General features: G+C 67.0%; 10 protein-coding genes and 1 tRNA gene. 3 read left to right on the forward strand and 8 right to left on the reverse strand.

Features of this window, described 5'->3' with window-relative positions:
* Positions 1–38: 38 nt before the first annotated feature.
* Positions 39–1,832, reverse strand: a complete 1,794-nt coding sequence (locus MQH10_RS12435) for a M61 family metallopeptidase (RefSeq protein WP_242564364.1) — start codon at positions 1,830–1,832, stop codon at positions 39–41.
* Positions 1,833–2,172: 340 nt separating this feature from the next.
* Between MQH10_RS12435 and MQH10_RS12440 the strand changes: the two genes are divergently transcribed.
* On the forward strand, positions 2,173–3,330 hold the full coding sequence (locus MQH10_RS12440; protein WP_242564365.1) for an SDR family NAD(P)-dependent oxidoreductase: 1,158 nt from the start codon (positions 2,173–2,175) through the stop codon (positions 3,328–3,330).
* A gap of 70 nt (positions 3,331–3,400) precedes the next feature.
* Here the strand turns inward: MQH10_RS12440 and MQH10_RS12445 are convergent, their stop codons facing one another.
* The 4 genes from MQH10_RS12445 to MQH10_RS12460 all read right to left on the reverse strand — a co-directional run bounded on the left by MQH10_RS12445 (position 3,401) and on the right by MQH10_RS12460 (position 5,514).
* A complete protein-coding gene (locus MQH10_RS12445) occupies positions 3,401–3,829 on the reverse strand; it encodes a BLUF domain-containing protein (RefSeq protein ID WP_242564366.1) in 429 nt (142 codons plus the stop codon).
* 7 nt (positions 3,830–3,836) lie between these two features.
* The gene (folE, locus tag MQH10_RS12450; RefSeq protein WP_242564367.1) at positions 3,837–4,532 is read right to left on the reverse strand and encodes a GTP cyclohydrolase I; all 696 of its coding nucleotides are present in this window, start codon (positions 4,530–4,532) and stop codon (positions 3,837–3,839) included.
* 108 nt (positions 4,533–4,640) lie between these two features.
* Entirely contained in the window at positions 4,641–5,066 is a 426-nt protein-coding gene (locus tag MQH10_RS12455) for an NUDIX domain-containing protein (protein WP_242564368.1), read from the reverse strand.
* A gap of 109 nt (positions 5,067–5,175) precedes the next feature.
* The gene (locus MQH10_RS12460; RefSeq protein ID WP_242564369.1) at positions 5,176–5,514 is read right to left on the reverse strand and encodes a hypothetical protein; all 339 of its coding nucleotides are present in this window, start codon (positions 5,512–5,514) and stop codon (positions 5,176–5,178) included.
* A 340-nt stretch (positions 5,515–5,854) separates the two neighbouring features.
* Between MQH10_RS12460 and MQH10_RS12465 the strand changes: the two genes are divergently transcribed.
* On the forward strand, positions 5,855–6,484 hold the full coding sequence (locus MQH10_RS12465) for a 1-acyl-sn-glycerol-3-phosphate acyltransferase (protein WP_242564370.1): 630 nt from the start codon (positions 5,855–5,857) through the stop codon (positions 6,482–6,484).
* A gap of 9 nt (positions 6,485–6,493) precedes the next feature.
* On the opposite strand, the gene MQH10_RS12470 is transcribed toward MQH10_RS12465, so the two are convergent.
* From MQH10_RS12470 to MQH10_RS12480, 3 genes are all read right to left on the reverse strand, one after another.
* On the reverse strand, positions 6,494–7,747 hold the full coding sequence (locus tag MQH10_RS12470) for a cytochrome P450 (RefSeq protein WP_419720772.1): 1,254 nt from the start codon (positions 7,745–7,747) through the stop codon (positions 6,494–6,496).
* A 75-nt stretch (positions 7,748–7,822) separates the two neighbouring features.
* Positions 7,823–8,257, reverse strand: coding sequence for a DUF3237 family protein (locus tag MQH10_RS12475; protein WP_242564371.1), 435 nt, complete (start codon positions 8,255–8,257; stop codon positions 7,823–7,825).
* Positions 8,258–8,400: 143 nt separating this feature from the next.
* Positions 8,401–8,490, reverse strand: a tRNA-Ser gene (locus MQH10_RS12480).
* A gap of 153 nt (positions 8,491–8,643) precedes the next feature.
* On the opposite strand from MQH10_RS12480, the gene MQH10_RS26420 reads away from it, so the two are divergent.
* Positions 8,644–9,454, forward strand: an 811-nt coding sequence (locus MQH10_RS26420; protein ID WP_272886889.1) for a septal ring lytic transglycosylase RlpA family protein, incomplete at its 3' end; no start/stop codon positions are given.

A 9,454-nucleotide genomic window follows, 5' to 3' on the forward strand; every position in this document is an offset into this window, starting at 1 on the left:
AGGTTCGCACGCCGCGCCTTGGTCCGGTTTGACCGGGGTCAACGGCGCGGCGTCAGAATATCTCCGAGCCGATCCGGCGCGCCGGCGATCCGCTCCAGGCGCGGATACCTCAGCCCACCCTTCCACGGCAGCTGCAGGGTGCGATAGCGGTCCCCGGCCTTGATGATCAGCTCCACTGGCGGGCCGTCGCCCTTGGCCGCGGTGACGGCGTCCTTCAGGCGATCCGGATCGTAGGCGAGCCCGTTTACGGCGATCACCCTCTGGCCCACTGTCAGCCCGGCCTTGAAGGCGGGCCCCTCCCACTGGACGGCCGTCAGGTCGCCGTCCTTGTTGAGCACCAGGCCCAGCGAATAGGTCAGGTCCGTCGATTTACGCCTGAGCTCCGCGCTCTTGAAGTAACTGGTGGGGGTGTCGGCATAGACCAGCCGGTAGCCGCCCCGCGCGAGGCCGTCCAGCGGCGCGCCGGGGCCGTGGCTGTCCAGGCGTTTGGTCAGGAAGCCCGCCCAGTCATAGGGCTGCACCGCGTTCAACGCCTTCACCACGTCGTCGAACTGATAGGTCAGCTGGCTCCAGTCGCCGTCATTGACCCCGAAGAAGGTCCTGGCGAAGTCGTCGAGGGATGCCTTGCCGCCGGACTGCTCGCGGATCAGCGTATCGGCGTCGAGCCAGATCAGCTGGCCCTCGGAATAATAGTCCTCGCTCCGCTGCCAGCTGGTCCAGGGCAGGGGGCGGCGGTTGGCGATGATCGGATCATTGGTGGTGTCGACCATCTGGCGCCAGGCGCGGCCGACCCGGTTGTCATAGGTCGCCGCCGTCGAGGCGATGGCGTCCAGCGCCTCCTGCTTGGTCAACAGGCCGGAGCGGGCGGCCAGGACGAAGCCCCAGTACTGGGTCTGGCCCTCGTAGACCCACAGGAGGCTGTCGCGCATGGGGGTGTTGAAGTTCGGCGTCCAGAGGTCGGCGGGACGCCGGTACTTGCCATTCCAGGAGTGGGTGTACTCGTGGGGCAAGAGATCGCGGGTGGCGGGCAGGCGATCCCAGTCCGCGAAATAGCGCGGCATGGTCCCGTCCTCGCTGGACCTCTGGTGCTCGAGCCCGATTCCGCCCAACCGGTCGGAGAGCGAGACCAGGAAATCGTAGTGATCATAATGGCGCGCGCCATAGAGCCGGTCGGCCTGAGCGACCAGGGCCCGATGGAGCGCCAGTTGCTGGGGCGAGATTTCCAGCAGGTCCGGCGAGTCGGCCATCACGTTCAGCGTCACGCGCGACCGTCCGCCCGGATCGAGGTCGAGCTTCTTCATCCACCGACCCGCGATCATCGGCGAATCAACCAGGGTGTCGAAGCCGACCGGCTTGAAGGTGACCGCATCGTCCGCGCCGCCAGCGGTCTCCAGGGCGGTGGCGTAGCTCCAGCCCGCGGGCAGGCGGATGGAAGGCTGAATGCGGATCTGGCGGGTGAAGTGGCCGGCCGGATAGAGCGCCATGTTGTTCCACTGGACGCTCATCATCTCTGGCGTGACGACGATCCGGCCCTGATCCGGCGCGGTCGGCGACAGATACTGGAACTCAGCCTGGATCTCGGTGGCGCCCGCCGGGGCCTCGATATGGAAGGCCCCAACCTCAACCGGGTCCCGCGTCCATTCCAGGCGCTGGCCGCCGGCCGTGAAGGTCAGCCCGCCGAGGTTATAGAGTTCGCCGGCCGTCCAGTGCTTGCCCGGCAGCCATCGCGGAAAGAGCAGGGTCACAGGGCCCGGTCCGGCGACGGGAATCGTCTCGCGCACGGAAAAAATTCGCCGATCGACATCCGTGGCGTCGACGCTGAGCCTCAGCATCCCCGGATAGGCGACATCCCGAGGCGGCATAAGGGCTTGAGCCGGCGCCAGGGGCTGAGGGCCGGGTGACTGCGCCCCGGCCGAACCCGCGGTCAGGAATAGAACGAATACCAATGTTGCGCGTTTCAATGGCGATTCCCGCTGGATTGCGGCGCGTTGGCGCGGCAGAAGCATCCTGGGATATCCCGAGGTCTCGACATATGTCGATGCCGCCACACAAATCTGTCGTCTTCCGCCTTGGTCTTGTTGGCGGTTTAAGTTTCCGCGTAGGTTGCCCCAAGAGACTGTGGAGCGATTCATATCGCGTCGCGTTCTGCGGGCTTGGGGCAGGAGAGAACATATGAGTGGGCTTGCCGCCGCCGGCCCGGAGGATTCGGTGCGTCTCCTGGCTCTTGGGGAGCTTCTGGGACGTCCCGCGATCGCCTTCGACGAGTTCCCGGTGCGCAAATTGATTCGGAACCGTCGGATCCTGGTGACAGGGGCCGGGGGCTCTATCGGGGCTGAACTGGTGCGTCAGATCGCGGCCCTTGGGCCCGCGCACGTGACCCTGGTCGAGAATTCCGAATTCAATCTCTACGCCATCGATCAATACCTGCGGGAACATCGCCCTGAGCTGTCGCGCTCGGCCGTGTTCTGCGACATCCGGGATCGGGACGTTCTGTTCGACTGGTTCGCCCGTGAGCAGCCGGATGTGGTGTTCCACGCCGCCGCCCTGAAGCACGTGCCGATGGCCGAGGCTCATCCGCTGGAATCGGTCCGGACCAATCTGCTCGGCGCCTGCAATGTCGCCGACGCCTGTTCGGCCCACCATGTGGGCGTGATGGTGTTCGTCTCCACCGACAAGGCGGTCAATCCGCTCAGCGTCATGGGCGCCGCCAAGCGCGCCGCCGAGGCCTATTGCCAGGCGATGGATGTCGAGGCCGGGCCGACCCGCTTCGTCTCCGTCCGGTTCGGCAATGTCCTTGGCTCGTCGGGATCCGTCGCGCCCCTGTTCCAGCGTCAGATCGCCGAGGGCGGTCCGATCACCCTCACTCACCCCGACGTCAGCCGTTATTTCATGACGCTGGGCGAAGCCGTGTCCCTGCTGCTGCAGGCCGCCACCCTGCGCGACATGCCGTCGGACGTGCGCGGCGGCGTCTATGTCATGGATATCGGCGACCCCATCCGCATCGCCGACTTGGCGCGCCTGATGATCCGCATGGCCGGCCGACGCCCCGAACAGGACATCGAGGTCCGCATCGTCGGCCTGCGCCCCGGCGAGAAGCTGGACGAGGAACTGGTCCATCCCGACGAGAAGCGCATCCTGCGCACCGCCTCGGGCCTCAGCCTGGTCGGCCCCCGCACCCAGCCGCTGGCCGACCTGCGGGCGCAGTTCAGCGAGATCGAGCGCATCGTCCACACCCTGGATCGGGCGGAGACCCTGCGCCTGCTGAAGACCCTGGTTCCGGAATATGATCCGATCGGCTCTACCGAGCCAGCCGTGGCCGTGGGCCGCTAGGCCCGTCCCAGCCGAAGCCTTCTGAAATGGCGCGGGTCTCGGCCCGCGCCATTTTCGCATTCCGACCGGCCTAATCGCCGCGGTTGAGGATGGAGGCGGTGGCCACCAGCTCGCCGAGCAGCGACATGGTCGCCTGGCCGGAGCAGTCGAACGGGTCCAGCTCGACCCGCTTGAAGTATTTCAGCAGCAGGGACGGGTTGAGCTTGGCGATGCTCACCTGGCCCATGGTCCAGCTGCCGAACCGCCGCTCGGTGATTTCCTCGTAGCTGAGGATGCGCACCTGACGGTGGCGGTCGTCGCGGACAATGGCGTTGAACAGCTCGCAGACCTCGTCGCGCCCGCCCTCGATCACCTGGATGAACAGGTTCTCGGACACGCACAGCAGGCCGGTGATGCCCAGAGCGGGATTGTTCTTGCGCGACTGCTCCAGGATCCTGTCGAGGGCGGCGCCTTCGATCGCGGGGTTGGGGCGGCTGGCGTAAAGACAACGAACAAGCATGCGCCGCTCAGCTCCTGTGCTTCAGCAGCGAGAGGAACTCGCTGCGCAGATTGTGGTCCTTCAGGAAGGACCCGCGCATCACGCTGTTGATCATCATGGTCTCGCTGTCCTTCACCCCGCGCCAGTGCATGCAGAAGTGATCGGCCTCCATGACCACGGCCAGGCCATCGGGGCGCACCTTCTCCATCAGGAGCTCCGCCATCTGGGTGATGGCCTCCTCCTGGATCTGGGGCCGCGACATCACCCATTCGGCCAGGCGCGAATATTTCGACAGGCCGATCAGGTTCGAGTGCTCATTGGGCATCAACCCGACCCACAGCCGGCCCATGATCGGGCAGAAATGGTGGCTGCAGGCGCTGCGCACCGTGATCGGCCCGACGATCATCAGCTCGTTCAGGGAGGCGGCGTTGGGGAACTCGGTGACCGGCGGCGCCTCGGCGTAGCGGCCGCGGAAGACCTCGGTCACATACATCTTGGCGACCCGGCGGGCGGTGTCGTGGGTGTTGTGATCGCTCTCGGTGTCGATCACCAGGCTTTCCAGCACGCCCTTGAACTTGCCCTCGACCTCTTCGAGCAGGGCCTCAAGCTCGCCCGGCTGAAGAAAGGCGGAGATGTTGTCATTGGCGTGGAAGCGCTTTTTGGACTTCTTGATACGCGCCCGGATCCTGGCGGAGACGGGTTCCTGGTCGGGGGGAGGCTTCAAAGGGCGGCTCTTCTCATCTGGAGGCGGCTCCACCCTTAGAACAAGCGTGGGAAGGCCGTGAGCCTTATTCGGGCCAATAGGCGCGGCGGATGCGCCCCAAGCCGAGATTCAGCCCCAGGCGGCGTCGCCCAGGGTCTCGATGCTCTGACGGGCGGATTGGGTGAGGGGGGCCGGCAGGTCCTCGCGACTGAACCAGCCTATGGCCTCCAGGGCCTGGGGTTCGCGATTGACCGCGTGGCCGGCAATCACCCGGGCGCGATAGGTCGGCGCCACCCAGTGGGCGCCGGCGTCCAGGTCGATCTGGTCCACAATACAGATCAGCTCGCCGACGGCGATCGTCAGGCCGACCTCTTCGAGGATCTCCCGCGCCGCCGTCTCGACCAGGCGCTCTCCGAAATCCACCTTGCCGCCGGGCAGGCCCCAGCAGCCGGCCTCGGGCGCGCGCAGGCGCTTGACCAGCAGCAGGCGGCCGGCCTCGTCGGTGATGAAGGCGCCGACGCCCACGCGGGGCGCAGAATGTGATGGATTGCTCATGTGTCGGACCACCTGATGATCCGACCAGCGTTACGAGGGTGAGCGGCCTCGACGCAAGCAGAGGTCGCCGGATCGCGCGACCCGGAGGCGGCGCGATCCGGCGAAAGTCTTACTTCGGCGGCGCGTTGGCGGCCTTGGCGGCGTCGGCGGCCTCGGTCGCGGCCTTGGCCGAATCGGCAGCCGAATTGGCCGCGGCCGCGCTGTTCATGGCGGCGGCGTTGGCGTTGGCGGCGTTCTCAGCGGCCGGCGCGGCGGTGGCGGCGCCAGCGGAGTTCGCCGCATTCATCGCCGCCGAATTGGCCGCGTTCGCCGCGGTGTTGGCGGAGGCCGCGGCCGCAGTGGCCGCATCGGCGTTCGCCGCCGTGGTGTCGGCCGGCTTGCTGCAGGCCGCCATGGACAGGGCCGCGATCGCCGCGGTGGCCAGGATGAGTGTGCGTGAAGTTTTCATGATGTTTCCGTCCCTTGTCGTTCGCCTCGCCGCAAAAGCGCAGCGCCAGGCATGGCGCCGGCTTTAAGCTTGGCCCCGAGACCCAACCCTTGGGCGGCCGGAATGTTCCCTGGCCCACCGCCGCGGGCCGTCTGGACAATCAGCGAACCCGATATTCCTGGCTGATCGACTGAAGACCGTAACGCTCCACCACCCAATCGAGGACGAACTCCCGTCTGCATGGTGAAGGTTCGAGTTGAACGCCACCACAGAGTGTGGCCACGCGACTTTCTCCCGCTAACCCACGGGCGAGACCTCAAGTCGCCTGTCCCGGTGCTGCCAAACCGCGTATCGCCAGGGCATGAGCGACACGCCCGGACGCCTGACCTTCACCGATCCCTCGACAGCGCGCCCCGCGCCCTATGCGGGGTGGCTGGCCGAAGTCCTGCGCGGCGTCTGCCTGGCCTATCTCAAGCTCACCGGCTGGAAGATCCAGGGCGACTGGCCGCCCTTCGCCAAGGCTGTGCTGGTCGCCGCCCCGCACACGTCGAACTGGGATGGCGTCAATATGCTGGCGGCCGCCGCCGTCTATCGCGTCAAGCTGCGCTGGATGGGCAAGAAGAGCCTGACCACTGGTCCCTTCGGGGGGATCATCAGGTGGCTCGGCTGCGTGCCGATCGACCGGTCCGCCAGCCATGACGTCGCGCGTGCGATGGCCGAGGCCTTCGCGGCGGAGCCCCGCATGATCCTGGCCATACCGCCGGAAGGCACCCGCAGCCTGACCCGGGACTGGAAGAGCGGCTTCTACCACATCGCCCGGATGGCCGAGGTGCCGATCATCGTCAGCGTGCTGGACTATGGCGCCCGCACGCTGAGCATCCGCGCCGCGATGACGCCAAGCGGCGACTATGACGCCGACCTCGCCCTGATCCAGGGCTGCTATGTCGGCGTCGAGGGCCGTCACCCCGATAAGTTCCGGGCCGAAGCGTGACCCGCCTGCTCAGGCGTGCAGGCGCACCTGCATGTCTGTGTAGCCATTGACGAAATTGGACGCCACACGGGTCGGCTCGCCGACGACCTCGATGTGGCTGAACCGCGCCAAGAGCTCCTCCCACAGGATCTTCAGCTGCAGCTCGGCGACGCGGTTTCCCATGCATCGATGGATGCCAAAGCCGAACGCCATGTGGTGGCGGGGGCGCTCACGGTCGATGATGAACTGGTCGGGATCGGGAATGACCGTCTCGTCGCGATTACCTGAGGCGTACCACATCACCACCCGGTCGCCCTTGCGGATCAGCTTGCCGCCGAACTCGATATCCTGGGTCGCCGTGCGCCGCATGTGGGACAGCGGGGTCTGCCAGCGAATGATCTCGGGCACCAGCGAGGTGACCAGGGAGGGGTCCGCCTTCAGCTTGGCGAACTGGTCGGGGAACTGGTTCAGCGCCAGAACCCCGCCGGTGATGGAATTGCGCGTGGTGTCATTGCCGCCGACGATCAGCAGCATGAGATTGCCCAGCAGCTCCATCGGGTCGTTGATCATGTCCTTCGTCTCCTCGCCGTGCGCCAGCAGGGAGATGAAATCGAACTTCGGAGGGGCGGCTGCGCGCTCGACCCAGAGCCTGGAGAAATAGGCCAGGCACTCGCCCAGCACCCGCTCGCGCTCGGCCATGTCGGCGGCGACGCCGACCGTCTCCGACGTTGTGGTGACATCCGACCAGTAGGGCAGGAGCCGGCGGTCCTCCCACGGGAAGTCGAACAGGGTGGCCAGCATCTGGGTGGTCAGCTCGATCGACACCCGATCGACCCAGTTGAAGGTTTCGCCCACAGGCAGCTCGTCGAGGATGGCGGCCACCCGCTGGCGGATCAGCACCTCCAGCTCCTGCAGCCGATGGGGGGCTACGGCGGGCGAGGCGGTCTTGCGCTGCACGTCATGCCGCGGCGGGTCCATGGCGATGAACATCGGCGGCGCGAAGTTCTCGGGATTGTCGCCGATGACGATGTCGCGGTTGGACGAGAAGACCGCATGATTGGTGTCGACCGCCACGATGTCGTCGAACCGGGTGATCGACCAGAAGGGGCCGAACGGGCTCTCTGCCGTGTAGTGGACCGGGTCCTCCTGGCGCAATCGTCGGAAATAGGCGTGGCTGGCGCCGGTGGCGAACAGCTCGGCGCGGCTGGGATCGAGTTGATCCAGGGGCAGGGTCCAAGGATCCGGAATCGGGGATTCCGCCTGTGACGTGACCAGGTCCACGATAACCTCCCATGACGGCTTGTTATTTTGTCCGCGAGCCTAGGCCCGCAGGGGCCGTCATGGGAAGGCCTCGCGGCGCTATTGCAGATAGGCCGAGATCTGGATCTTGCCGTCCGCCGAGGTTCCGAGCGCCCAGATCTGGCGGGAATTCACCCAGGCATAGGCCGGGGCGGAGGTGTGAAGCCGCACGTTCTCGAACAGATCGGTGACCGCCTCTCCGGCGCGCGGCGTCGTCACCCCGTCTGCGAACAGCGAGATGCGACATCCGTCGTCGGTCTCGATCACGCCGCGGATGTTGAGTTCGCCCCGGCCGTCGGCGCGCATGTGATAGTAGTCTGTCCCGTAAAGCCGCCCCGCGATGCGGCCGGTCGCGCGCCCTTCGAAGGTGAAGTCGAACCGCGCCCCCTGAGGCGGAATGGGCTCGGCGCCGCTCATGATCGCCTCCAGGCTGACCCCGAAATCGGTCAGGCCCGTGATGTCGATGACATAGTCGTAGATCTTCTCGCCGCGCATGACGCCGCCTCCCATTCAGTCTCGGCCGTGAGTCTGGGACAGGGCACGCCGGGGAAGCCAAGCTGATCCTGGTCAATGTCCAGCTCTCCAGCCTGTCGAGCGGCTGGATCGCGGCGGGCCAGGGCGGGGCGCCCGAAGTCCGATGGCGGACGGGGTGGGATTCGAACCCACGGTAGGCTCTCACCTACGGCGGTTTTCAAGACCGCTGCCTTAAACCACTCGGCCACCCGTCCGGGACGCGCGCCTATAGCAGCAGGACGGGCGAGGGGGCGAGAGGGTTTGACAGGCTTAACGAATTAACCACGCCGCTTAACCACGGCTCAAACCTCTTGCGGCACTGTGACGGTTCATGCGGCCGCAACTGGCGGCTTAGGGGAGGGCGCAAGATGGCCCAGGTTCAGTTCGCCCTGCGGGGACGCAGCCTTGCCGTGCTGATGGTCGCCGGCGTCAGTCTCGCCGCCTGCGCCACGCCGCACCCGCATCTGGCCAGCCGCTTCCCGCCCGCCAACCAGCCCACGGGCGCAGGCGGCCGCTACAAGGTCGGCGATCCCTATCAGGTGGCCGGCGTCTGGTACGTGCCCAAGGAACAGCCGAACTACGACCAGACCGGCATCGCCTCCTGGTACGGCGACGAATTCAACATGAAACCGACCGCCAACGGCGAGATCTTCGACATGACCGCCCTGTCGGCGGCCCATACGACCTTGCCGCTGCCCTGCATCGTCGAGGTCACCAATCTGGACAACGGCCGCAAGCTGCAGGTGCGGGTCAATGACCGGGGGCCCTTTGTCGGCGGCCGGCTGATCGACCTGTCTCACGCCGCGGCGCGCGAGCTCGGCTATGATCGCGCGGGCCTCGCCCATGTGCGCGTCCGCTATGTCGGCCCGGCCCAGCTCGGCGGACCTGACACCGGCCTTCGCTACGCCTCCAACCAGGTCCCGACGCCGTCAATCAAGCCCCCAGCGCTGAGGGCCTCCATGCCGACACCGGCCTGGCCCAGCCCGACCATCGCGCCCCTGACCGGCGCCGCCCTGCCGGCCCTGCCCATGGCCACAGCCCTTCCGGCCGCGCCGATCGCCGTGGCTTCGGCCGCCCTGCCGCCCTTGCCCAGCGCCACGCCGGCTGCGGCCTATGCGCCGCCGCCGGTCTCCGCCCGGTCCAGCTCGTCCAGCAGCGCCGCCGCCCGCCAGGCAGCCC

The sequence above is a fragment of the Phenylobacterium aquaticum genome, from assembly GCF_022695515.1.
Classification (GTDB): Bacteria; Pseudomonadota; Alphaproteobacteria; order Caulobacterales; family Caulobacteraceae; genus Phenylobacterium; species Phenylobacterium aquaticum.

Bases quoted from the DNA above. Each gene is read 5' to 3' on its own strand.
- MQH10_RS12475 (WP_242564371.1), bottom strand. From the start codon at position 8,257: ATGCGCGGCGAGAAGATCTACGACTATGTCATCGACATCACGGGCCTG.
- MQH10_RS12455 (WP_242564368.1), bottom strand. From the start codon at position 5,066: ATGAGCAATCCATCACATTCTGCGCCCCGCGTGGGCGTCGGCGCCTTC.
- MQH10_RS12440 (WP_242564365.1), top strand. From the start codon at position 2,173: ATGAGTGGGCTTGCCGCCGCCGGCCCGGAGGATTCGGTGCGTCTCCTG.
- MQH10_RS12460 (WP_242564369.1), bottom strand. From the start codon at position 5,514: ATGAAAACTTCACGCACACTCATCCTGGCCACCGCGGCGATCGCGGCC.
- MQH10_RS12435 (WP_242564364.1), bottom strand. From the start codon at position 1,832: ATGCTGAGGCTCAGCGTCGACGCCACGGATGTCGATCGGCGAATTTTT.
- MQH10_RS12445 (WP_242564366.1), bottom strand. From the start codon at position 3,829: ATGCTTGTTCGTTGTCTTTACGCCAGCCGCCCCAACCCCGCGATCGAA.
- MQH10_RS12465 (WP_242564370.1), top strand. From the start codon at position 5,855: ATGAGCGACACGCCCGGACGCCTGACCTTCACCGATCCCTCGACAGCG.